This is a genomic window from Chlamydia muridarum str. Nigg (assembly GCF_000006685.1).
Classification (GTDB): domain Bacteria; phylum Chlamydiota; class Chlamydiia; order Chlamydiales; family Chlamydiaceae; genus Chlamydia; species Chlamydia muridarum.
In genome coordinates, this window is the sequence record NC_002620.2 from 726,169 (window position 1) to 750,346 (window position 24,178).

A 24,178-nucleotide genomic window follows, 5' to 3' on the forward strand; every position below is an offset into this window, starting at 1 on the left:
CTATGCAAGAAGTCTTTGTTCCCGACGCAAGTCATTTGGATGACATTATACAACGCCTTCTTGTCTTACAGAAGGAACTGGATAGTTGCCATTCCATAGAGGCCACCCTGGCCATCTACGAGGAGATGTTTTCTCTCATTCACCAAGGAGAGACTCATTTGAGTCGTGTCGAGCAGCACAGTTTTCAACTACAATTAAACTCCGATGGTTCTATCGTTAAAGATGCTTCAGGCAACCCTATTAAGCATCCCTTTATCCCTGGGGAGCCTGCATGATCTCCCCTCTTCTACAACATATTAGCTCCCCTCAAAAGCTGCGTTCCTTATCTCTAGATCAACTTCCTTTGTTATGCGATGAAATCCGTAACAGAATTATTGCGACCCTTTCTTTAACAGGAGGCCATTTAGCTTCCAATTTAGGCATAGTTGAGCTCACTGTTGCTTTACATTATGTTTTCGCTTCTCCTGAGGATCAATTCATTTTTGACGTTGGACACCAAGCTTATGTACACAAACTACTAACAGGACGTAATACAGAAGCCTTCTCTAATATACGACATGATAATGGACTAAGTGGATTTACAAGCCCCCAGGAATCCAATCATGACATTTTTTTTTCTGGACATGCTGGAAATGCTCTTTCTTTAGCATTGGGGTTAGCTAAGGGAGCATCCCACGGCTCTTCGCATATTCTTCCTATACTCGGAGATGCTGCTTTTTCTTGTGGGCTCACCCTAGAGGCTCTGAATAATGTTCCCTCTGACTTATCGAAATTTATTATTGTCCTTAACGACAACCAAATGTCGATCTCTGAGAATGTAGGCAATATCCCTCAGGGAATCTCTCAGTGGATTCAGCCCCCAAAGTTCGATAAAATATTCCAGAAAATACATTCCTGGATGAGAAAAATTCCTGGTTTTTCACGACAAAAAAGCGAACTGTTGCACAAGGTGGATATTGCTCTAAAATCTTTATCTCATCCTTTATTTGAACAATTTGGCATCCATTATGTAGGTCCTTTCGACGGACATAACATTAAAAAACTCATTCCTGCTTTAGAAGCAGTCAAAGGGCTCCCCTACCCCGTTCTTTTTCATGTATGCACAGCTAAGGGCAATGGTTTGGCTGAGGCCGAAAAAGACCCAGCTCTCTATCACGGAGTAAAAGCTTATTTCAAAAATCATTCCCCCAAGAAAAAACCTCTTAGTTCTGAAGTAAAAACACCCTCTTCTTTCCCTCAGCATGTAGGCCATATCCTATGCCAATTAGGGGAAAAACATCCTCGCTTGCAAGTCGTGACTCCTGCCATGTCCTTGGGATCTTGTTTAGAAGATTTCCGTAAACAATTCCCTGATCGCTTCACTGATGTAGGGATAGCAGAAGGCCATGCCGTGACTTTTTCGGCAGGAATAGCTCGAAGCGGCACTCCTGTAGTCTGTTCTATCTATTCCACATTTTTAAACCGAGCTATGGATAACGTATTTCACGATGTCTGCATGCAAGAACTCCCCGTGATTTTTGCTATTGACCGAGCAGGGTTAGCCTTCCATGATGGGCGAAGCCATCATGGAATTTATGACTTAGGGTTCCTATGTTCTATGCCTAATATGGTAGTTTGCCAGCCGAGAAACGCCAGCGTTCTTGAAAGACTGCTATTCTCTTCTTTACTTTGGAAGTCCCCTTGCGCGATTCGATACCCCAACCTCTCTACTCGTAAAGAAGTCTCCAATCCTTCTTTTAGTCCTATTTTCCCTGGAGAAGCAGAAGTTCTTTGCCAAGGAGACGATCTATTATTAATAGCCCTTGGACACATGTGTGATACTGCTCTAGCAGTCAAAGAACAACTTCTTGATCATGGGATCTCTACCACTGTTGTTGATCCCATTTTTATTAAACCTTTAGATACAGAACTTCTGCAAACACTGCTTTCCCATCACTCAAAAGTAGTCGTTTTAGAAGAGCACTCTATTCATGGGGGATTATCCGCAGAATTCCTTCTCTTCTTAAATAACCACAATCTTAAAACCGATGTTCTCTCTTTAGGTATTCCTGATATATTTATTCCTCATGGGAATCCTGAAACGATTTTAAATATGATTGGGTTAACTAGCGATCAGATCACCCTGAAGATTCTCGCGCATTTTAATTTTTCAGCACCTATTCCCATCTAGCACTTTTTCAAAGTTTACCCCTCCCCATCGCTAAATATTTTGTATAGTTGAAGGCTTCTTTCATTTTGGATATCCTAAGAAAATATTCCTCTTACTAATACTGGGATCCCGCTTTATGATCGCTAGAACAAAAATTATTTGTACAATAGGCCCTGCAACAAACACCCCAGAAATGCTTGAAAAACTTCTTGATGCGGGGATGAATGTAGCGCGTCTTAACTTCAGTCATGGTACCCACGAAAGCCACGGCCGGACCATTGCTATTCTTAAGGAACTACGCGAAAAGCGCCAAGTCCCTTTAGCTATTATGTTGGATACAAAAGGACCAGAAATTCGTTTAGGCCAAGTAGAATCTCCTATAAAAGTGAAGCCAGGAGACCGTCTCACTTTAACCAGTAAAGAAATTTTGGGATCCAAAGAAGCTGGAGTCACTCTTTATCCTAGCTGCGTGTTCCCTTTCGTTCGCGAACGCGCTCCCGTCCTGATTGATGATGGATATATCCAAGCCGTAGTTGTCAATGCTCAAGAGCATCTCATTGAGATAGAATTTCAGAATTCAGGAGAAATCAAGTCTAATAAATCACTTAGCATCAAAGATATAGACGTAGCCCTCCCCTTCATGACAGAGAAGGATATCACGGATCTAAAATTCGGGGTCGAACAAGAACTTGACCTTATCGCAGCATCTTTTGTCCGATGTAACGAAGACATCGATAGCATGCGTAAAGTTTTAGAAAACTTCGGCCGGCCAAATATGCCGATCATTGCCAAAATAGAAAATCATTTAGGGGTACAAAATTTCCAAGAAATAGCCAAAGCTTCTGATGGAATTATGATCGCACGAGGAGATCTCGGCATCGAATTATCTATCGTTGAAGTCCCTGCCTTACAAAAATTTATGGCTCGTGTGTCCAGAGAAACAGGCCGTTTTTGTATCACCGCAACACAAATGCTCGAGTCAATGATTCGCAATCCCCTTCCTACACGAGCCGAAGTTTCCGATGTAGCTAATGCTATCCACGATGGAACTTCCGCTGTGATGTTATCAGGAGAAACTGCTTCAGGAACTTATCCTATAGAAGCTGTAAAAACTATGCGCTCGATCATCCAAGAAACGGAAAAATCCTTTGATTACCAAGCCTTTTTCCAACTCAATGACAAAAATAGCGCTCTCAAAGTCTCTCCTTATCTTGAAGCAATAGGCGCTTCAGGGATCCAAATCGCTGAGAAAGCTTCTGCTAAAGCGATTATTGTATACACCCAAACTGGGGGATCTCCCATGTTTCTTTCTAAATATCGTCCCTATCTCCCCATTATTGCCGTTACCCCAAACCGCAATGTATACTATCGCTTAGCAGTAGAATGGGGCGTATACCCTATGCTAACCTCAGAATCTAACCGAACAGTTTGGCGCCACCAAGCTTGTGTCTATGGAGTAGAGAAAGGAATCCTTTCAAACTATGATAAAATTCTTGTTTTTAGCCGAGGAGCAGGGATGCAGGACACGAATAACCTTACTCTGACTACTGTAAACGATGTTTTATCTCCTTCTCTTGAATGACCAACTCTGTAAATTTTTAACCTATATAGTTTACGAGCATGCCTTCTATTGTTAGACTTTCCGGTATCACCGTAAGAAACTTAAAAAATGTTACGGTAGAATTCTGTCCCAGAGAAATCGTTTTATTCACTGGGGTCTCTGGCTCTGGAAAGTCTTCTCTTGCTTTCAATACTATTTATGCAGCAGGCAGGAAACGTTACATCACGACCCTGCCCTCCTTTTTCGCAACAAGAATACACTCTCTACCAGACCCTGCTGTAAAAAAGGTTGAAGGATTATCTCCCACCGTTGCTGTTAAACAAAATTTTTTTGCTCAACACGTACATGCGACTGTTGGCAGTACAACGGAAATCAACTCTTATCTAGCTTTACTGTTCTCGTTAGACGGACAAGCCTACGATCCCATTACGCTACGCCCTTTAACCTTGTACAGCAAAGAAAAAATATTAGCTGAAATAGCGGCTATTCCAGATGGAACTCAACTCACTCTACTAGCTCCATTGCCCGCAGGAGATATACTGAGAGTCCGAGAATGTCTCCGCCAGGGCTTCACAAAAATCTTAATCGATGGAGAGATCTCTCCTATTCACAAATTTCTTGCAACAGGAGTTCCTGTTCCTTCTCAGCTCATTATTGATACGCTGATCAAAAATGCTTCTAATACTCCACGCTTAAAAGTCAGCTTATTCACAACGCTAGACATTGGTCATGGAGAATGTTGCTTGCACTTCGACAATCAAAAACGTGTCTTTTCTACACAAACCACTCTTCCAGAAACACAAAACACCTACACGCCATTATCCCCAGATCTTTTTTCTTCTCATAGCCATAAGGATCGTTGCCCTCAATGCCATGGCTCTGGAATTTTTGTATCCATTAACGATCCCTCTATCATTCAGCAAAACCTCTCTATCGAAAAGAACTGCTGTCCTTTCGCTGGTAGCTGCTCCATTCTTTTATACAAAACAATCTATCAATCTTTAGCCGATAACTTAGGATTTAGTCTTAGTACTCCATGGCAGGATCTGTCTCCTGAAATCCAGCATATCTTCTTATATGGGAAAGAAGGCCTCTCTTTGCCAGTCAAACTGTTTGACGGAACTTTAGGAAAAACAACTCAAACGCATAAGCAGTGGAAAGGCGTGCTGAACGAAATTGGAGAAAAAATCCGATTTGCAAATAAGCCTTCTCGTTATCTCCCTAAGGGGACCTCTTACACTGAATGTCCTAGATGTCAAAAAACTGGGCTCAGCGATTATGCTAATGCTGCTAAATGGCATGGCAAGAGCTTTGCAGATCTGCAACAGATGTCTCTTCAAGAGTTATTTATTTTTCTGAACCAGCTTCCTCCAAAAGATCCTGCTATAGAAGAGGTCATTCAGGGACTAAAGGCTCGCCTTGCCATGCTGATAGACTTGGGGCTTCCCTATCTCTCTCCCGAAAGATCCGTAAACACTCTTTCCGGAGGAGAACAAGAGCGCACGGCATTGGCTAAGCACTTAGGAGCCGAGCTTATGGGTGTCACCTACGTTTTGGATGAACCCTCAATTGGACTACATCCACAAGATACCTATAAGCTAATGGATGTCATCAAAAAACTCCGTGACCAAGGAAATACAATCCTACTCGTCGAACATGATGAACAAATGATCTCCCTTGCAGATCGAGTCATTGATGTCGGACCAGGAGCCGGAATTTTTGGTGGGGAAGTGGTTTTTAATGGAACCCCTAAGGAATTTTTAGCAAACAGCCACTCTTTAACAGCGCAATATCTTCGTCAAGAGCAACAAATTCCTATCCCTGCTAAACGCCAGACCTCTTTAGGTTCTATAACCCTATCCCGGGCAAATAAACACAACCTTAAAAACCTGACTGTTTCCATTCCCTTGGGACAATTAACTGTCGTAACTGGGGTTTCTGGCTCCGGGAAATCTTCTCTTATTAACGACACGCTGGTCCCCTGCGTGGAAGAATTTATCGAACAAGGTTCCTGCCCCAATCTTGCTGTTCAAGGGAAACTATCCCGGCTGGTGCATATCAATAGAGATCTCCCTGGAAGATCACAGCGCTCTATCTCTTTAACTTATATCAAAGCTTTTGATGAACTCCGTCAGTTATTTGCTGAGCAACCTCGCTGCAAACCTCTAGGGTTAACAAAAAGTCACTTTAGCTTCAATACTCCCTTAGGAGCTTGCTCAGAATGTGGCGGTCTTGGATCCATAACTGCTATGGATAACCAGGATTCCATAACATGTCCTTCTTGTTCAGGGAAAAGATTCCTTCCTCAGGTCTTAGAAATCCGTTATAAAAACAAAACGATCGCAGATATTCTTGAAATGACGGCTTATGAAGCTGAAAGTTTCTTTTTAGATCAACCCAGCATTCATAACAAAATTCAAGCTTTGTGTACCTTAGGATTACAATATCTTCCTCTTGGAAGGCCCCTCTATAGTTTATCTGGAGGGGAAATTCAAAGATTAAAGCTTGCATGCGAACTATCTAATCCTGTTAAACACCCTACTCTTTATGTTCTAGATGAGCCCACAACAGGTCTCCACACTCATGACGTCAAACAATTGATTCATGTTTTACAATCCCTAACTGACCAAGGACATTCTGTTGTGATTATCGAACATAACATGCATGTAGTAAAAATTGCTGACTACGTGCTGGAACTTGGACCAGAGGGAGGAAATAAAGGGGGGTGTCTCATAGCCTCTTGCTCTCCTGAAGAACTCATTCATAAGCATACCCCTACATCCTTAGCCCTTCGTCCTTTTCTATCTCAACACCAAGAACTTCCCCATCTTCCGGATCTGAGACAACAGCCTCCTATTCCTGCGGCAATCATTATTACAAATGCTCATCACCATAATCTCAAACATATCGATGTTTCTATTCCTCGCTATGCGCTAACAACAGTGACAGGCCCTTCAGCTTCAGGAAAACATTCCTTGGTATTTGATGTACTTCATGCTGCAGGCAATATCTCCTATGCAGAACTATTTCCTCCCTATATCCGACAAGCACTCATAAAGAAAACTCCTCTTCCTTCCGTGGACAAGGTAATAGGGTTGTCTCCAGTTATCGCTATAGAAAAAAATAGTGCAAAAAACTCGAGTCACTCTGTGGCATCAGCGTTAGAAATCTCTGATATGCTAGAGGAGCTTTTTACCCAAATAGGACGCCCTTATTCCCCTGTCTCAGGAGATCTATTAAAAGAAGTCTCTCCTCAGACTATCGCAGAAGAATTGCTAGAAAATTACGCTCAAGGATACGTAACAATCACCATCCCCTTCCCTCCAGAAGAAGATTTTTTCTCTTATACTCAAGAAATGCTGCGGGAGGGATTCTTAAAGCTTTATGCTAACGAACAGCTCTATGATCTAGAAGGGCCGTTCCCAGATTGTTTAGAGTCCCCAGCTCTTGTCATTCATCATGTAAAAATTCTTGAAAAAAACATCCCATCCATTCTGTCTTCGCTCTCTTTGGCCTTTAGCAAATCCTCCTCCATCCGTCTTCATATTGAAAACTATGGAATAACTACTTCTAAAACTTACCAATTAGGATTACAAGACTCCTTAGGGAACTCATTCCCCAGTAATGATAACACAACGCATCTGTGTCCTTTTTGTCATGGAAACGGCTCTTTAAGCACATTTTCTATACTTCCATATAAAAACCGCTTTGCAGAACATACCCCTCTATCCCTATTCACTAGCCTCTTCCCTAATCAGGATCCTACTCCAATCTATCCTCTTCTCGAAGAATTGGGAATTCCATCGATTGCTCTATTTCAAGAAATGGATGACCATTCTTTTCAAAAGCTCTGTTTAGGAACTCTGCAAAACCCAGGTTTTGATGCTTTATGTACGAAAGCTATGCTAGCGCATCCTACAACGAATTTCCCGACCTACCTTATCTCAGAAACTCCATGTAACCAATGTCAAGGGAACGGCACCTATACCTACGAGCATTGTACTCGTATTCACGACATCTCTTTATCAGATATTTATCAATCAGATGTCCCCTTTCTTAAAAAGTTCCTTCTTTCTTTAGGGAAAGATCTCCCTCTTGTTTCAGATATTTTCCAGAAACTGGAGCTTCTCGAACGCGTTGGTCTGAGCCAGGTTATCCTAGGACAAGAGCAAAGTTCTTTAAGTGATGGGGAGCGTTACCAACTTTTACTGGCAAAAGCCTTTTCTTCAGGACTTACAGATGTGATCTACCTCTTAGAGGATCCCTTGGCAGGTATTCATCCTAAAGATGCGCCTTCCTTGCTATCTGTTATTAAAGATCTCGTAGCCAATCATAACACTGTAGTAGTAACAGATAGAGAGGGATCTCTTTCCAAACACGCAGATCACGTTATCCATCTAGGCCCTGAACCAGGTCCTAACGGAGGCTACCTATTAGAGACTAGTGCTTTCAGAGATCTCCAACCTATATCCCAAAGCACATACATCTCTGACCAAATTCCAAAACTATCTGTCTCTGTATTAACCTCAGCTATCCAAATAGACAACCTTTCTATTCCTTTACGCAGCCTCTCAACCATTTCTGGAGTATCAGGATCTGGGAAAACTACTTTACTATTAGAAGGGATTTACAAAAGCGGCTGCGCTATGCTTGAAAAAGATCCTTCTCTATTCTCTGAAATTATTTTTCTAGATTCCCATCCTCAACCCGCTTCTTCTCGCTCCGATATCAGTACTTATTTCGATATTGCTCCATCATTACGAAACTTTTTTTCTTCCTTAACACAAGCAAAAGCGCTAAATATTTCTGCTTCCATGTTTAGTCCCAACACAAAACAAGGACAGTGCTCCGATTGTTGGGGACTTGGGTATCAATTAATAGATCGAGCCTTTTATGCTATGGAAAAACGTTCCTGCCCAACATGCGGAGGATTTCGCGTACAACCGCTTGTTCAGGAAGTTGTGTATGAAGGCAAGCATTTCGGACAGTTGCTACAGTCATCACTAAATGAAGTTGCCAAGGATTTCTCTTTCTTAAAAAAAGTTCAAAAACCTTTACAAACTCTCATCGCCAATGGACTAGGATACCTGCCTTTAGGGCAAAACATGTCTTCTCTTTCTTTGAGTGAAAAAATTGCTATAAAAATAACTAAATACTTATTCCTTCCCCCCAAACATCCCACTCTATTCTTGCTAGATGGAGTAGCTACTTCTCTCGATAACCAACAAAAGTACACTTTACTTTCTCAGCTAAAAACCCTGGTATCCTTGGGACATACTGTGGTTATTATCGAAAATCACCCTGCCTTCTCTCAATATGCAGATTTTTTGATACAAATGGGGCATAAAACAGATAAAACCAGTAGTCGAATCATTTTTTCAGGGATTAATCAATCTCCCTCCCTTTCGAATAAGTTAGAGTAGATTAATACAGGGGAAAATGCGTAAACTAGTCAGGAAAAGAGACTCGCGAAATCCACTCGCAGTTTCCTTTATCAGGATAGCATACGGTTCTTTTAGTTATGACCTCTTATCAAGTTTCTTCAAGAAGACATCGTCCCAATACTTTTTCAGAGATTCTTGGACAAGATATGGTCGTGTCCATACTCAAAAATTCTCTTCGACTCAATCGTTCCGCCCATGCCTATATATTTTCTGGAATTCGCGGAACTGGAAAAACAACATTAGCACGAGTATTTGCTAAAGCCTTAAATTGCCAGTCCCCAACAGAAAATCAAGAACCCTGCAACCAGTGTGCTATTTGTAAAGAAATCTCTCTTGGCACCTCAATGGATGTCATGGAAATCGATGGAGCTTCTCATCGAGGAATCGAAGATATTCGGCAAATTAATGAAACTGTCCTCTTTGTTCCTTCAAAATCCCGATATAAAATTTATATTATCGATGAAGTGCACATGCTGACCAAGGAAGCTTTTAATTCATTACTGAAGACATTAGAAGAACCTCCTGCACATGTAAAATTTTTCCTTGCTACTACAGAAATTGCAAAAATTCCTAATACCATATCCAGTCGCTGTCAAAAAATGCTCTTAAAACGTATTCCTGAAGAGACTATTATTGATAAACTGACAACCATCGCAAAATTAGGAAAAATAGAAGCTTCTCGAGAAGCTCTTCTTCCCATTGCCAAGGCCGCACAAGGAAGCCTCCGCGATGCCGAGTCGCTTTATGACTATGTAGTAGGCCTTTTCCCTGAGTCATTCACCCCAGAAGACACAGCTAAGGCTCTTGGGATTCTTTCCGATGACACGCTATACCAAATAGCAGAAGCCATCACCACCCAAAACTATGAACAAGCTCTTTCCCCAGTCTCCGACGCTATGCATATGGGGGTGGCACCAGCTCACTTTCTTCAAGATCTGACATTGCTTTTCCGCAGCTTACTTTTAAAACAGCATTCTCAAAAATTTGATTCTATAGCTGTTAAGTACTCTTCTGAAAGTTTACTAGAAATTCTTGATTTTCTGGGCGAGTCTGCTCGACATGTCAATCTTGCACTTTTTGAAAAAACATTTTTAGAAACAGTGATTATTCGCCTTCTGCGAATCTATTCTCGCCCTACGCTTTCTCAACTTGTCTCGCAAATAAAACAACCCGCCCAATCTCCATTACGCCCAATCCCTTCTTCCCCAGTGCTAGATCCTGGCCCCTCCCCCACCAAATCTATCGTTAAAGAGGAAGTAAAAGCATTACCACAACCAGTAGAAGCCAAATTTTCTCAGGGGAGCTTACTAACCCCACCCCCTTCGCAGCCTAAGAAAGAAACCCTTAATCAAGAAGTATCTGCTCCTTCATCGAGCACCCCTTCCTGTTCTGAAGCTGCTGCTATTGATACGTTATTACAATTTGCTGTTGTAGAATTTTCTGGAGTTTTAACTAAGGAGCCGAAACATGGGTAGCGGTTACGCTAAAAAGAAAAAAGAAGCCAAATTAATGGAACGCCAATTTATGGAAATGGAAGCCTCTCTCGAGCAAAAACGTTTCTCTGGAGAGGCTGGAAATGGTCTTGTATCTGTGACCATTAATGGGAAATGCAATCTAGTTGATGTTAAAATCAAACCTGATTGTCTAGATCCTGAAGATCCCGAAGTTGTAGCAGACCTATTTCGTGCAGCATTTAAAGCAGCAAAAGCTGCTTTGGATAGCGAAATGTCCGCTATGCACATGGGAATGCCTTTCTAATCCTCCTATTACATGTTCAGGAGTTTGTGAACCTCTTCATATGTTCTTGCCCGCAATAGCTGTTTTGCTAGTCGAGAGCACTCCTTTGAATTCAAGGCTAACAATCTCATTTTTAAAGAATGTATTGCGGGAGCCACAACAGATAATTCCCGCACTCCAAACCCTATGAACATGGGCAAAAGGAGATGATCTCCAGCCATCTCCCCACATACGGATACTGGAATATTTCTTTGTTTTGCTCGCGCGGCAACATAATGAATCATTCTAATGACAGAAGGGTGGGGCACTTGTTTCCAATTACCTGGGAGAGAGCGTTCTCTAGACATTCCCAGTGTATACTGAGCAAGATCATTTGTTCCTAAAGCAATAAAAGAACTTTCCTGTAGGATCTCCTCTATCATCCAAACTGCAGAGGGGATCTCTATCATACTTCCCCAAATGATATTCTCACTAATCCCATTCTGTAACTGCACTTCCTCTTGAAACATCTGCTTCACTAAAATAATCTCAGAAGCATCCAGAACTCCTGGAATCAGAACTTTTAATTTCCCTTGTCGAGAAGCTATAGCGATCGCTTGCAATTGTCCTCTTAAAATAGTCTCTTGCTCCAATAGCCAACGTACAGACCGATGAGCAGAGGCTATAAAAGGACACACCTTATCCTCTCCAAAATCAAATAATCGCAGCACATTGATATCAGAACAGGAAAACTGAACTAATTTGGTATATTCAGCAACTTGTTCCTCAACAAAAGGAAGCCTTCCTAAAGAAAATGCCATGAATTCCGAACGGAATAAACCGATAGTAGTTCCTGGAAACTCTCTTGAAATAGACCCTAATTCATCCACTCCTACTATTTGGGCAGAAAGAGAAATGAGAGGCTGTGTTTTTTCTATCTGAATAGGGACAGTCATTGACACTGCTGATTGCTTACGATAATAGGCTTGGATCGTACTCAACTTAGGATTAAACGTTATCTCTCCTTTCTCCCCATTAATCAGAACTAAGTTTCCGTTATATTCTCTGATTCTTTGCCAAGACTCGGCAGAAAAATTAGCCACATAAGGAATATTTTTCGCTAATGACACAATTGCTGTATGCGAAGTTTTTGAACCCTCTAAAGATACAAATCCCCTTATGTACTTGGGATTTGCATTGGCAGCTTCCGAAGGAGTGAGCTCTTCTGAAAAAACGATCAAGTTCTGATCGGACTCTCCCAAGGAACTTTTATGCTGACAACATAAATGTCCAATCACACGATTAGAAATATCATGAATATCCTGAATACGATCTACAGCTATAGCTGTTGTTTTTTGCACAGCACATAAAGATTTCTCTATCTCCCCCATTACAGAAGAAAAAACAAACTCGGCATTCTTACGATCTTTTCTAATGGTTTTAACAACTTCTTCCGTAAGAAGAGGATCTTTTATAATTTCCAGATGTGCCTGTAAAATAGAAGCAATTTCCTGATACCCTTGCTTCCCCTTAGCTTTTTTTTCCAAAGCAGCAAGATCTGATCGAGATTCTTTTAAAGCCTTATAGTAACGATTGATCTCATGCTCCACTTCTTCCTGAGGGAGAGTCAACTCTCGTATTCGTAAAGAAGATTTTCCTAGCAATAAAGATTTACCCAATCCTATTCCAGGAACAACAGGCTCTCCTACAATCACAAACTCTTGCTGCAATTCCTTTTGACTCGTAGCGCCCATTTATAACTCTCCGAATCCAGAATTAAAAACCTCTGCTAGTTTTTGCATTACACGAGAAGCCGAAGGGCCTTTTATTCGCACAGTGATCTCTCCATTATAAGAAGCTCCTAACATAAGAATACTCATGACACTCCTAGCATTCACTGTTTTTCCTAAATAAGTGAAAGTTGCTTCACAATCTTCGCCATCAAATAATTTAACAATAGTTCCTGCCGGACGTACATGTATTCCTGAAGGGTTTCGTATCATGAAAATAGCAGAGAGTTCTCCATCCTCTACAGGATTATGAAGAACTAAATCATCCCCACCGCTCATAGCATTCTTCCCTGTGCTTATAAAAACAAAACGATAGTAAGATAAATCCAATCAAAAAGATATGATAATCAGTACTTAGAGTCTATTTTCAATAGCCTTAAAAGATATCCGAGTTCCCCCAGCTAAAATACTTTCTAAGTTTTTTGATATAACAGATACTGTTCCAACCAGAGTAAAAATGTATGGTAGTGATTATCAGAACTCGTTTCCGGCAAAACAAATTTCCCATAATGAAATTGACTTTGATTGTCTAAATGCACGTTATACGAAGAGAAATACTGTCTAATCTTAGAATCAATAATGAAGCAACGACAATCCGCTACATCATACTGAGCATAAAAAGGAAATATACCTAGCGAACTACAATTATCTTCATGCGAAATCTTCCCCATTTCTAATAACTTCTCTCTAAGAAGATACTGAGCTTTCGCTAAATAACGATAAGGGAAAATTCCCAGTTCTCCTTCTCGAGCAAATCCATTATGAATGGAAAAGAAACGCTGATAGGTCTCATCTCCAAGCTTAGGGAAAACGGTTCCAGAGGTCTTGAAAGGAGGAGCTCCCACATACACTACATCATTGTAGTTGTATACCATTTGCACGCTATAAGGATCGGATAGACTATTTCGAACTATCCGAACGTCCAAATGGCTTAAAGAGGAAAAAAATGACAAATACCTGGGAAATCGCTATTCTCAACGCCCAATGCGGAAAACCAGAAGTCTTGAAATAGCTCTATCCGGTCTGATCGAGACAAGCCTACCAGCTCAAACCAGCCTCTAGGCAATTGAGGGACTTTAGTAGCTATTTCTTCCCAAGTAAGCGTTCTGCGCATCTGCTCCAAAGAAAAAACTTCTGCCTGTTGCTTAGAAAAAGCTGATGTTAAGTCATCTTTGTACCACTGCATTTCTAACCTCATTACATCGCTTATCTTCCTTATGGATAAGACTATTGAATTCCTGCTCCGTTTTTCAAAGGCAACATCCCTTTTTCATTGGTGGAGCTTACTGGTTTGCAGGCATACTCGCTCATGAAGCTCCTATCTGCTGCGCACTCCTGATTGTAGCGCTCCATCCTTTTATTCCCAAATACTGCGTAAAAACTCTCTTCTTCTTTTTTCTTTGTTTTGGCTGCCCACTACTCTTTTCTCCTTTTGGAACTTCCACTTCAAATAAGCAGTTCACCGTTCCTGCTTCAAAAATACGCGTAGATAAAGGTCCTGCTTCCGGTTACTTTTTAGTTAAGAAAACAGGTAACAGAGCCTATTCAAGCATAGCTCTCTCTCTGGAAACAGAGAATAAACACTTCTATCAGGACCTTCCTTGTTCTCTTGTTTCCTCTACTCCATTGAATGAGCAGACCATTTATCATCTACAAGGAATCATTTCCAAATCTTCATATCCCATTACTTTTCGCGTATCCAATCTTATAGAGAAAACAGCCCTCAGTGCTCCTAAACTAAAAAATAACCCTTTTTCTTTTTTCCCTATTTTCAAAGAAAACTTCCGTAAGAGCCTCCACAAGAAGCTCATTAACTTATTTCCTAACCAAGACATCGGAAGATTTTCTTCGAGTTTGATCCTTGGAACCCCTCTTCCCTACAAACAGAAAGAACTATTCAAAAGTAAAGGTCTCTCCCATCTTTTTTCTGTATCAGGATGGCATTTTTCATTGTTTGCCAACGTGCTATTCTTCGTATTAGGGGATATCCCTCCCAAAAAGCGTGGGCTGCTTGTGATGTTTCTATTATCTCTTCTCAATCTGGTTTTCCCAACCTCTCCATCTGTATTTAGAAGCTGGTTCTCTTCTATTCTTTTCTGCTTAGCTCCTTTTTCTATAGGATACTGCTCTAGCTTAAATCGCTTAGGCATTAGTTTTATCTGCTGCTCTCTGATTTTTCCTCTATCATCCCCAGCTTTAATACTGAGCTTCCTAGCAACTTTAGGTATCTTATTTTTCTATACCCCTCTGCTACGTTTCTTTTATTCCCCCTGGAAATTATTATTCGGAAATCGATGGTTTCTCTTTCCTATTCGTTTTTTGTTTACAACACTATCTATCTCGATTGCTGCTCAACTTTTTATCATTTTTCCCATGATTCGAATGTTTAAAATTCTTCCTTTAGATGGGCTTATCTACAACTTATTCTATCCAACACTCGTTGTACCAATCTTCCTGCTGATACCTTTATCCTTTTTCATTCCCCTTCTATCTCGATTTTCTGAATCTTATATCGCATGGATCCTTACTCTTAACTGTCTGCACGCTCCTAATATCCTGATCTCATTAACATCAGCGCCCCTATCTTTAGAATGGATCTCTCTTTTCTCCATTCTTCTCTTTTATCTAGGCGTCTTTTTATCTACAGGAAAAGCTTCTAACCCATCTGTAAACCACTCGATTATCATCTGAATCACTCCAAAAAAAAGCGCTCCCATGAGAGGGAGCGCTACTCTAAAGGAAGTACTCAAGAAATCTAAAACTCTGCCAATGATTTCGCTTCTTGAAAGATCATTTCTTTCTGTGGAAGAACTTCATTCTCTAACACCTTGGAATAAGGAATAGGGGAATGCCGCCCTCCTATACGTTTGATCGGAGCATCTAGATATCTATAAGCTCTTTCCGCTACCAAAGCCACAAGCTCGCTACCAAAGCCACAAAACTCTGAAGCTTCGTGAACAACCAGCAATTTCCCTGTCTTTTTCACAGATTCACACACGGTAGCAAAATCACAGGGAACGATTGTTCGTAAATCAATCACCTCGACAGAGACCCCTAATCCTAAAAGATCCTTCGCAACCTCTACACTCATAACTAGGGACATTCCCCAAGAAACAATCGTTAAATCCGTTCCTGAGTGCACAATACGAGCTTTACCAAAAGGAAGAACATAATCAGAAGAAAATACAGGCGTTGTACTAAATGCCCGTCGCTGATACAAGGCCTTGTGTTCCAAAAACACTACAGGATTAGGATCACGAATAGCTGCTTTCAATAAAGCTTTCGCATCAGCAGCATTTGAAGGATATGCTACCTTTAATCCTGGGCAATGGGCAAGAAAAGCTTCTATATTCTGAGAATGATAAGGCCCCCCTTGAATATACCCTCCGCAAGGAGTTCTTATCACAATAGGCATCTCCCACTCTCCTGCGGAGCGATAATAGATACTCGCTGCCTCAGAAAACAACTGGTTGATACCTGGCCAGATATAATCAGCAAATTGAATCTCTGCAACAGGCTTATGGAAGCCATCAAAAGCCATTCCAATCGCAGTTCCAATAATGGTAGCTTCCGCCAAAGGTGTATTGAAACAACGATTTCTTCCAAATCGCTCCGTCAGAGTTCTTGTAACCCCAAAAACCCCTCCTTTATTCCCAGCAACATCTTCACCAAAAACAACAACACCGGGATCTCTATGCATCTCTTCAACCAAAGCCTCGGTTATCGCATCACGCATAACCCGAGGCTCTGATCCCTGTAAAGAAGCGGACTCTAAGGAATTTTCATAGTCGATCAAGGAAACATTATAGGGAGCAAAAACCTCATGTTTGGTAGCCCCTTTACAATGGAAAGGCGTAGACTCAGCAAGCTCACAAGCCTTGCTAATCGTTTCTTGAAGCTCTTCCTTAATTTGCTCAATAGTCTCTTGAGCAACTCCAAAATCATCAATCAGAGATTTTTCTAAACGAACCAAAGGATCTTGTTCTTGACAGTACAGCAATTCTTCTTCAGAACGATATTTAGTCTGGTTATCTGAATTGCTATGAGACTCCAACCGCACAACATCGACGATTACTAAGGCGGGAATATGGTGATGTCTTGCATCAGAAACTGCGCAATCAAAAGTTTGTGTCAACGCAGACAGATCCCCCCCATCTACTTTGTATGTCGCAAGGCCAGAATAGCTCTTCCCAAGCGCTACCAAATCTGCTCCACATTGATCAGCAAAAGGAACTGAAATCGCCCATTGATTATTTTGTATAACAATCACAAGCGGGAGCTGATGCAAAGATGCAAAATTTAACATCTCATGGAATTCCCCTTGCGAAGTAGATCCGTCCCCTCCCGATACATAAACGACTTCATTTTTCCCAGAATTTTTAACCGCCCAGGCACGCCCAGCTGCTTGCAAAAACTGTGTCCCAACTACACTAGACTGGCAACATATACGAAGTTTTTTATGAGAATAATGGTAGGGCATCATTCTGCCATCAGAATGATTTTGTGTCGTTCGAGCTAAAAAAGAAGCAAAAATCTCAGAAAGATCACATCCTAACCCTAGAGGGAATCCTTGGTCCCGATAGTAAGGAAATGCCCAGTCCTTGCCTGGAATCAAACTCTTTGCCGCCACAACGCCTGCAAGCTCATGACCAGCGCAAGATAGTTGAAAGGAGCCGCCCGAACCACTTTGACGAGATAACAACAACATCTTCCGCTCAGAGAATCTTAAAGTCCATGCCAACCTAAATACATTCTCAACAGCAGAATCTAATTGATATATGGAGTGTCTCACAGCAGCTCCCTCTTAGGTAAAAAGATCCTTCTTTCTATACAGCAAAGTCAGAAAAAAAACCTTTAATTTTGTCTAAGAAACTACGTTTTTTAGGGAAATTTTCGGCTTTTTCCGTCTCAGAAAACTTCCTCAACAACTCTTTTTGCTCATTAGACAAATGCTGAGGAGTCTCCACTGATATTCTTACCAAGAGATCCCCTCTAGCTTTCCCATGTACATTAGGGAATCCCTGTCCTCTAACTTTAAGGACTGTTCCACTCTGAATACCCTCGGGAATATTTAAACGACAGGTTCCCTCTTTTAATAAAGTAGGGATTTCCTTCTTAATTCCTAAAGCAGCATCAACAAATCCAATGGGAAGCTCTAAAACTAGATCATCTCCGTGACGTTCAAAAACTGGATGTGGTTCTACGTCAATAAAGATATAGAGATCCCCGGCAGGAGCTCCATTTTGCCCCGCGTCTCCATAGCCTTCCATCTTAAGTCTCATTCCAGAGTCTACCCCAGAAGGAATATTGACATGAACGCTACGTTTGTCCTTAATGCGGCCTTGGCCTCTACATTCGGAACAAGGATCTGTAATAACTCTACCTTCCCCACTACAATCTGGGCAGGTAGAAGCCATAGAGAAGAAGCCCCGGCTTTGGACTACTTGACCTGAACCTTTGCATCGATCGCAAACCTTCACGCCTTTAGAGGTTTTCGCTCCACTACCAGAACAAGCATCGCAAGATTTATAACCAGAAACAAGAAGCTCTTTTTCAACGCCTTTTGCTGCTTCTTCAAAGGACAAAGTAATATGTACTTTTTTACTAGCTCCCTGCCGAGCACCTTCAGATCCCCCTCGCATCCCGAAAGCTTCTCCAAGGCCTCCAAACAACCCCTCAAAGAACCCGCCTCCATTACCGCCAAAGTCTCCTCCAAAGGCTCCCATAAACGTTCGTAAAGCATCTTCCATGTTGCCCATGCCAGCGCCACCAAATCCACCAGCCCCAGCAAATGGCCCGTCTTTACCATAACGATCGTAAGACTCCCGCTTCTGTGCATCGCCTAATACTTCGTAAGCTTCAGAAACTTCTTTAAAACGTCGCTCCGCTTCAGCATCCCCAGGATTCTTATCCGGATGGTACTTCACCGCGAGCTTACGATATGCTTTTTTTATTTCTTCAGGAGTAGCAGTCTTAGCTACACCCAGTATAGTGTAGTAATCCATGTTGAAACACCACTAACAGAGATTTTTAACGACCACGATACTTGGCAGCAGCTTTAGACTTTGCTCGTTTTTTAACAGAAGGTTTGTCGTAGAATCTATGAGACTTAGAAGTTTTCAAAATTCCTTCTTTGTCAATTTTTTTCTTCAAAATTCTTAGAGCTCGATCTATAGGCTCTCCAACTCTAACTTTAACACTGGGCATGAATAACCTTATTACGTGATTAGTTTTATTTTAATAACGCGCGCCTAGCTCGAACGCACTGAAGACCGGGGATTGTAGCACCACTTTTATTTAGGCTTCAAGAGATACTTAGGTTATACAACCTAATTTGAATTATCAAAATTATCTAACAAGTAAATAAAGCTCTTGAAAGGGGCCTTTCCCCTAAACGAAAATTGCTTTAAAAAAAGGAAGACACACTTCGATAGTCCAAACATAGTGGAGAGTTATTAGATAGAACAAACTGTGCCACAACATATTTACGAATTCGATCGATACAAGGCGCTACTTGTTTCACCGAAATACGTGGGGAAAAAAGTTCTATAAAGTGCGTTGGGTCTGGGGTGACTACCTGACAACATCCTTTGTCTAAACAGTACTCAAGAGCTTCGGAATAGGACAATAAAATTCCAGGAGCAGCGTCCTTATCATTGAGTAAAAATCCATCAATAGAAAGCTCCGAATTCAGAGCTACTACCCCACCCTTTTTCCCAAGAGGCAACACAAGAGCTTCCTCTTTACTATCAATAGAAAGATAGCCCTCTAGGGAACTATATCCGACTAAAGGCACATTTTTAGCCAATGAAAGCCCTTGAGCAAAGGAAACTCCTACCCGAGTCGCAGAAAACCCTCCGGGACCAACAGATACTCCAATACCTTGAAAGGGCAAATCCAAATTGTTAAAAATAAAATTTAAAACCGGGCCTTGATCTGAACCTGTGGGTAGAGACCAGACTTCTAAAACAGCTTGACAATCCACGTAGGCCAAGAATGGTTGTGAACCCGAAGTGTCAATAACAAAGTACTTGTGCACGGCCCAAACTCCAAGCTGATTTAAAATCAAGAATTATAGCCGTTAAAACTGTTTTAATTCAAAAATTAATTCACTGAAATCAAAAACAAATGTCCTTTTACTAAAAACTTGTTTATAATTCGATAAAATAGGCCTTCCCAAAAGTTTCTCCGTGTGACGATTTTGTAAAAACCACGCCATACTTTCTCGTGTTAGATGCACTAATTGTTGTGATTTTGTAGTATATCAATAAGAAGAAGTAATATTAAAATGCGCACACAACCCTTGCTCTTCCAAGGATTTTGAACTAGTTGCCCAAGGATAATTGTGAACTCGACGAATAATACAGACTCTCAAAATCTGGATCCGAATGCTTCAGAAGTCGAAAAACTTCTTGATGAATCCGCTGAGGCAGAAGAGAAGACAGATGACCATACTCCCCCCTCAGAACTTTTTATTCTTCCCCTGAATAAACGTCCTTTCTTCCCAGGCATGGCAGCCCCACTGCTAATAGAAGCAGGTCCTCATTATGAAGTGCTTACTCTGCTTGCTAAATCTTCCCAAAAACATATCGGTCTCGTTCTAACTAAAAAAGAAGATGCCAACACCTTAAAAATTGGGTTTAATCAACTTCATCGAGTCGGCGTATCTGCGCGCATTTTACGCATTATGCCTATCGAAGGAGGCAGCGCACAGGTATTATTGAGTATAGAGGACCGTATTCGGATCGTTAAACCCGTACAAGACAAATATCTAAAAGCCAAGGTCGCATACCATAAAGAAAATAAAGAACTGACTGAAGAGCTAAAGGCTTACTCTATTAGCATCGTATCGATTATTAAGGACCTTTTGAAGCTCAACCCACTATTCAAAGAAGAGCTTCAGATTTTCTTGGGGCACTCCGATTTTACTGAACCTGGTAAGTTAGCAGATTTTTCAGTTGCTCTAACTACAGCAACACGAGAAGAGCTTCAAGAAGTTTTAGAAACGACTGATATGCACGATCGCATAGACAAGGCTCTTGTTTTACTTAAAAAAGAACTTGATCTAAGTCGACTACAAAGCAGCATTAATCAAAAAATTGAAGCAACCATCACAAAAAGTCAAAAAGAGTTCTTCTTGAAAGAACAACTAAAGACTATAAAAAAAGAATTAGGTCTTGAAAAAGACGACCATGCTGTTGATCTCGAAAAATTTATGGAACGTTTAAACAAACGAGATGTTCCTCAGTATGCGATGGATGTTATCCAAGATGAAATGGATAAACTACAGACATTGGAAACCTCTTCAGCGGAATATGCTGTCTGCCGCAACTATCTCGATTGGTTAACCATTGTGCCTTGGGGAATCCAAACCAAGGAATACCATGATTTGAAAAAAGCTGAATCTATCTTAAACAAAGACCATTATGGTTTAGAAGATATCAAGCAGCGTATTCTTGAGTTAATCAGTGTAGGCAAGTTAGCGAACGGAATGAAAGGAAGCATCATTTGCCTAGTTGGTCCTCCAGGAGTAGGGAAGACTAGTATTGGTCGAAGCATTGCAAAAGTTCTTCACCGTAAATTCTTCCGATTTTCTGTAGGAGGAATGCGCGATGAAGCTGAGATTAAAGGCCATCGTCGAACCTATATTGGGGCCATGCCAGGAAAGCTTGTGCAAGCTTTGAAACAGAGTGCTATCATGAATCCGGTCATTATGATTGATGAGGTCGATAAGATCGGTTCCAGCTATCATGGAGACCCTGCTTCTGCGCTTCTTGAAGTATTGGATCCTGAGCAAAACAAAGATTTCTTAGATCATTATTTGGACGTTCGCGTTGATCTGTCCAACGTGCTTTTCATTTTGACAGCAAACGTATTGGATTCCATTCCAGACCCGTTATTGGACCGTATGGAAGTATTACGTTTATCCGGATACATTCTGGAAGAAAAATTGCAGATAGCTACCAAATACCTTGTTCCGCGAGCAAGGAAAGAAATGGGACTTTCCGCACAAAACGTCTCCTTCCAGCCTGAAGCTCTCAAACATATGATCAATAACTATGCTAGGGAAGCAGGCGTGCGTACACTTAATGAAAACATTAAGAAAGTATTGCGAAAAGTGGCTCTAAAGATTGTTCAAAATCAAGAGAAAAATCCTTCTAAGAAATCTCGGTTTACAATTACGCCAAAAAATCTACAGGATTATCTCGGCAAACCTATTTTTTCCAGTGATCGTTTCTACGAAAAAACTCCAGTAGGAGTCGCTACGGGCCTGGCCTGGACTTCTTTAGGAGGAGCCACCCTATACATAGAAAGCGTTCAAGTCCCCTCGTCATCAGGTAAAGCTGACATGCATCTAACTGGTCAAGCTGGAGACGTCATGAAAGAGTCGTCACAGATAGCCTGGACGTACCTTCACAGCGCTCTAGAACGTTATGCTCCAGGACGACCATTCTTTGAAAAATCTCAGGTCCATATTCACATTCCTGAGGGAGCTACTCCGAAGGATGGCCCTTCTGCAGGGATCACTATGGTAACCTCGTTACTTTCTTTACTTTTGGATGTTCCCGTCCTGAATAACCTTGGCATGACCGGGGAACTCACCCTAACGGGAAGAGTATTAGGCATAGGCGGTATACGAGAGAAACTCATTGCAGCAAGAAGATCTAAACTCAATGTTTTGATTTTCCCTGAAGATAATCGCCGAGATTATGACGAACTCCCTGCCTATCTTAAAAAAGGCTTGAAGGTACACTTCGTTACGCACTATGACGATGTGTTCAAAATAGCTTTCCCTGGGGTCTAAACACGGCTCTTAAATGGAGTTCTCTGAGTTATGAAACTCAGAGAACTCTTTCTATCCCTTTTCTCAACAAATTCAAATTTAGTATAATTTGCCTTCAAAATAGTATAGGAGGCTATTGTGCAACTTCCCTCTATCATTCGCTCTTTCTTCCCCTCTCTTACCTCCTCTAATTCGATTAAAAAATCTCTTTATGAACAAACCGAACGCATTGTCAACAGGGCATACCTTATTCTGCTATCATTATCCACATTAGGAGTTATCTCTGGAGTGTTCCTCTCACTCACCTCTCCTTTACTAGGGGCAAGTATTTGTTTGATTTCTTTGGCCATTTTCTCTTGTCTACTAGTCCTATTCCCTCTACTCCCAGATGTTGCAAGAATAATCGTTCAAAAACGGACCCCCATTCCTACTCCCAAACACGCTCCATCAAACGTGTTAACAAAACACTTCAAATCGATTAAACTAGACTTTAAATCCCATTAACAGGACTTTAAGAAAGCTCCCTTAACATTTTTAAACAAAAGACTATGGGTTCTAACGAGCTTTTGCTTGTGTTTAGGCATAATGCAAGATATAATTTCTCTCCGAAACTCGAAGAGAGTTAAGAAATTATTTTCCCCCTACTTTATTGGCATTTTCTGGCAACAACCAGTTCTCGCTTCCCTGTCCTGTCTTTTTTCAAGAAAGGGAAATGGCTTTGCTGGGCATAATAATTTCACCTTTTAGAAATCTCTTCCTTAAAGAGGACATTGCATGAGTTATCGAGGTCTAACTATTCTAGGTTGTTCAAGCCAACAACCAACTCGACATCGTAATCATGGGGCATATTTGCTTCGCTGGAACGGTGAAGGTCTTTTATTTGATCCAGGAGAAGGAACCCAGCGACAATTCATTTATGCCAACATTGCCCCCACGGTAGTTTCTCGCATTTTTATCAGTCATTTTCATGGGGACCACTGTCTGGGTCTGGGATCCATGCTCATGCGCCTAAACCTAGATAAGGTTTCTCATCCAATACATTGCTACTATCCTGCTTCAGGAAAAAAATATTTTGATAGACTTCGCTATAGCACAATTTATCACGAAACGATCAAAGTTGTAGAGCATCCGATCAGCAGCGAAGGAATCGTGGAAGATTTCGGCAATTTTCGAATAGAAGCTCGCCAACTTGACCATCTTGTTGATACCTTAGGCTGGCGAATTACCGAGCCTGACACCACTAAATTTATCTCTGAAAAAATTAAAGCAGCTGGCCTAAAAGGGCCAATTATGCAAGAACTCATTAACAAAGGGATAATAAAAGTTAATAACAATATCATCCGTTTAGAAGACGTCAGCTACACGCGTAAGGGAGACAGCATTGCGGTCGTTGCAGACTCCCTTCCTTGCCAAGCTATTGTGGATTTAGCAAAAAATGCTCGTATCTTGTTATGCGAAAGCACCTATTTGGAAGAACACGCCCATCTCGCTAAAAATCATTATCATATGACTGCAAAACAAGCTGCAGAACAAGCAAAACGTGCAGAGGCTCAACAACTAATTCTAACCCATTTCTCTGCGCGGTATAATACAACTGAGCAGTTCGTCCAAGAAGCGGGAGAAATCTTCCCTAATGTATTTGCAGCGGAAGAATTTTGCAGCTACGAGTTTCCTAAAAACGCGAATTAACGCATATACTACAGAAACAACCCAAAAGCTTTCCTAGCTTGTGTG

At 41.3% G+C, this 24,178-nt stretch carries 18 protein-coding genes; 10 read left to right on the top strand and 8 right to left on the bottom strand.

All coding sequences use genetic code 11. The annotated features are described in order from the left end of the window. The first annotated feature begins 2 nt into the window (after window positions 1-2). From TC_RS03080 to TC_RS03105, 6 genes are all read left to right on the top strand, one after another. Complete coding sequence (locus TC_RS03080) at window positions 3-275, top strand: hypothetical protein (RefSeq protein ID WP_010230972.1); 273 nt, start codon at window positions 3-5, stop codon at window positions 273-275. Beyond that, window positions 272-2,170 (top strand): 1-deoxy-D-xylulose-5-phosphate synthase, encoded by a 1,899-nt coding sequence (locus tag TC_RS03085; protein ID WP_010230977.1) that lies wholly within the window; start codon window positions 272-274, stop codon window positions 2,168-2,170. The genes TC_RS03080 and TC_RS03085 overlap by 4 nt, the downstream gene beginning before the upstream one ends. 115 nt (window positions 2,171-2,285) lie before the next feature. After that, window positions 2,286-3,731, top strand: a complete 1,446-nt coding sequence (gene pyk, locus TC_RS03090) for a pyruvate kinase (RefSeq protein ID WP_010230987.1) — start codon at window positions 2,286-2,288, stop codon at window positions 3,729-3,731. Between the two features lie 38 nt (window positions 3,732-3,769). Then, on the top strand, window positions 3,770-9,133 hold the full coding sequence (gene uvrA, locus TC_RS03095) for an excinuclease ABC subunit UvrA (protein ID WP_010230990.1): 5,364 nt from the start codon (window positions 3,770-3,772) through the stop codon (window positions 9,131-9,133). 98 nt (window positions 9,134-9,231) lie between these two features. After that, window positions 9,232-10,629: a DNA polymerase III subunit gamma/tau gene (gene dnaX / locus TC_RS03100; RefSeq protein ID WP_010230992.1), complete on the top strand. Its 1,398-nt coding sequence runs from the start codon at window positions 9,232-9,234 to the stop codon at window positions 10,627-10,629. Then, on the top strand, window positions 10,622-10,912 hold the full coding sequence (locus TC_RS03105) for a YbaB/EbfC family nucleoid-associated protein (RefSeq protein WP_010230995.1): 291 nt from the start codon (window positions 10,622-10,624) through the stop codon (window positions 10,910-10,912). The genes dnaX and TC_RS03105 overlap by 8 nt, the downstream gene beginning before the upstream one ends. A gap of 8 nt (window positions 10,913-10,920) precedes the next feature. Here the strand turns inward: TC_RS03105 and ptsP are convergent, their stop codons facing one another. The 4 genes from ptsP to TC_RS03125 all read right to left on the bottom strand — a co-directional run bounded on the left by ptsP (window position 10,921) and on the right by TC_RS03125 (window position 13,846). Continuing rightward, on the bottom strand, window positions 10,921-12,624 hold the full coding sequence (gene ptsP, locus TC_RS03110; protein WP_010230997.1) for a phosphoenolpyruvate--protein phosphotransferase: 1,704 nt from the start codon (window positions 12,622-12,624) through the stop codon (window positions 10,921-10,923). Beyond that, a complete protein-coding gene (locus TC_RS03115) occupies window positions 12,625-12,939 on the bottom strand; it encodes an HPr family phosphocarrier protein (protein WP_010230999.1) in 315 nt (104 codons plus the stop codon). A gap of 134 nt (window positions 12,940-13,073) precedes the next feature. Continuing rightward, complete coding sequence (locus tag TC_RS03120; protein ID WP_010231001.1) at window positions 13,074-13,535, bottom strand: hypothetical protein; 462 nt, start codon at window positions 13,533-13,535, stop codon at window positions 13,074-13,076. 56 nt (window positions 13,536-13,591) lie between these two features. Then, window positions 13,592-13,846 carry a hypothetical protein gene (locus tag TC_RS03125; protein WP_010231003.1) on the bottom strand — a complete coding sequence of 85 codons (255 nt, stop codon included), beginning with the start codon at window positions 13,844-13,846 and terminating at the stop codon, window positions 13,592-13,594. On the opposite strand from TC_RS03125, the gene TC_RS03130 reads away from it, so the two are divergent. After that, entirely contained in the window at window positions 13,819-15,351 is a 1,533-nt protein-coding gene (locus tag TC_RS03130; protein WP_010231005.1) for a ComEC/Rec2 family competence protein, read from the top strand. The genes TC_RS03125 and TC_RS03130 overlap by 28 nt on opposite strands. Before the next feature lie 64 nt (window positions 15,352-15,415). Here the strand turns inward: TC_RS03130 and TC_RS03135 are convergent, their stop codons facing one another. The 4 genes from TC_RS03135 to TC_RS03150 all read right to left on the bottom strand — a co-directional run bounded on the left by TC_RS03135 (window position 15,416) and on the right by TC_RS03150 (window position 19,699). Further along, entirely contained in the window at window positions 15,416-17,452 is a 2,037-nt protein-coding gene (locus tag TC_RS03135) for an alpha-ketoacid dehydrogenase subunit alpha/beta (RefSeq protein ID WP_010231007.1), read from the bottom strand. A 34-nt stretch (window positions 17,453-17,486) separates the two neighbouring features. Further along, window positions 17,487-18,665 carry a molecular chaperone DnaJ gene (gene dnaJ, locus TC_RS03140; RefSeq protein WP_010231012.1) on the bottom strand — a complete coding sequence of 393 codons (1,179 nt, stop codon included), beginning with the start codon at window positions 18,663-18,665 and terminating at the stop codon, window positions 17,487-17,489. Between the two features lie 25 nt (window positions 18,666-18,690). Next, the gene (rpsU, locus tag TC_RS03145) at window positions 18,691-18,867 is read right to left on the bottom strand and encodes a 30S ribosomal protein S21 (RefSeq protein ID WP_009871693.1); all 177 of its coding nucleotides are present in this window, start codon (window positions 18,865-18,867) and stop codon (window positions 18,691-18,693) included. Window positions 18,868-19,066: 199 nt separating this feature from the next. Further along, a complete protein-coding gene (locus TC_RS03150) occupies window positions 19,067-19,699 on the bottom strand; it encodes a tRNA threonylcarbamoyladenosine biosynthesis protein TsaB (protein ID WP_010231029.1) in 633 nt (210 codons plus the stop codon). Between the two features lie 306 nt (window positions 19,700-20,005). Here TC_RS03150 and lon point away from each other — a divergent pair, with 306 nt between their 5' ends. The 3 genes from lon (at window position 20,006) to TC_RS03165 (ending at window position 24,133) form a co-directional block, all read left to right on the top strand. Beyond that, window positions 20,006-22,465, top strand: a complete 2,460-nt coding sequence (gene lon / locus TC_RS03155; RefSeq protein ID WP_010231044.1) for an endopeptidase La — start codon at window positions 20,006-20,008, stop codon at window positions 22,463-22,465. 117 nt (window positions 22,466-22,582) lie between these two features. Next, window positions 22,583-22,948, top strand: a complete 366-nt coding sequence (locus TC_RS03160) for a hypothetical protein (protein WP_010231045.1) — start codon at window positions 22,583-22,585, stop codon at window positions 22,946-22,948. 270 nt (window positions 22,949-23,218) lie between these two features. Continuing rightward, window positions 23,219-24,133: a ribonuclease Z gene (locus tag TC_RS03165; protein ID WP_010231046.1), complete on the top strand. Its 915-nt coding sequence runs from the start codon at window positions 23,219-23,221 to the stop codon at window positions 24,131-24,133. The last annotated feature ends 45 nt before the right edge of the window (window positions 24,134-24,178 follow it).

Excerpts from the sequence above, each read along its gene's own strand:
- dnaX (WP_010230992.1), top strand. The coding sequence starts at position 9,232 with ATGACCTCTTATCAAGTTTCTTCAAGAAGACATCGTCCCAATACTTTT.
- TC_RS03165 (WP_010231046.1), top strand. The coding sequence starts at position 23,219 with ATGAGTTATCGAGGTCTAACTATTCTAGGTTGTTCAAGCCAACAACCA.
- TC_RS03080 (WP_010230972.1), top strand. The coding sequence starts at position 3 with ATGCAAGAAGTCTTTGTTCCCGACGCAAGTCATTTGGATGACATTATA.
- uvrA (WP_010230990.1), top strand. The coding sequence starts at position 3,770 with ATGCCTTCTATTGTTAGACTTTCCGGTATCACCGTAAGAAACTTAAAA.
- TC_RS03120 (WP_010231001.1), bottom strand. The coding sequence starts at position 13,535 with ATGGTATACAACTACAATGATGTAGTGTATGTGGGAGCTCCTCCTTTC.
- TC_RS03125 (WP_010231003.1), bottom strand. The coding sequence starts at position 13,846 with ATGCAGTGGTACAAAGATGACTTAACATCAGCTTTTTCTAAGCAACAG.
- rpsU (WP_009871693.1), bottom strand. The coding sequence starts at position 18,867 with ATGCCCAGTGTTAAAGTTAGAGTTGGAGAGCCTATAGATCGAGCTCTA.
- ptsP (WP_010230997.1), bottom strand. The coding sequence starts at position 12,624 with ATGGGCGCTACGAGTCAAAAGGAATTGCAGCAAGAGTTTGTGATTGTA.
- dnaJ (WP_010231012.1), bottom strand. The coding sequence starts at position 18,665 with ATGGATTACTACACTATACTGGGTGTAGCTAAGACTGCTACTCCTGAA.
- pyk (WP_010230987.1), top strand. The coding sequence starts at position 2,286 with ATGATCGCTAGAACAAAAATTATTTGTACAATAGGCCCTGCAACAAAC.
- TC_RS03085 (WP_010230977.1), top strand. The coding sequence starts at position 272 with ATGATCTCCCCTCTTCTACAACATATTAGCTCCCCTCAAAAGCTGCGT.
- TC_RS03130 (WP_010231005.1), top strand. The coding sequence starts at position 13,819 with ATGTTAAGTCATCTTTGTACCACTGCATTTCTAACCTCATTACATCGC.
- TC_RS03105 (WP_010230995.1), top strand. The coding sequence starts at position 10,622 with ATGGGTAGCGGTTACGCTAAAAAGAAAAAAGAAGCCAAATTAATGGAA.
- TC_RS03115 (WP_010230999.1), bottom strand. The coding sequence starts at position 12,939 with ATGAGCGGTGGGGATGATTTAGTTCTTCATAATCCTGTAGAGGATGGA.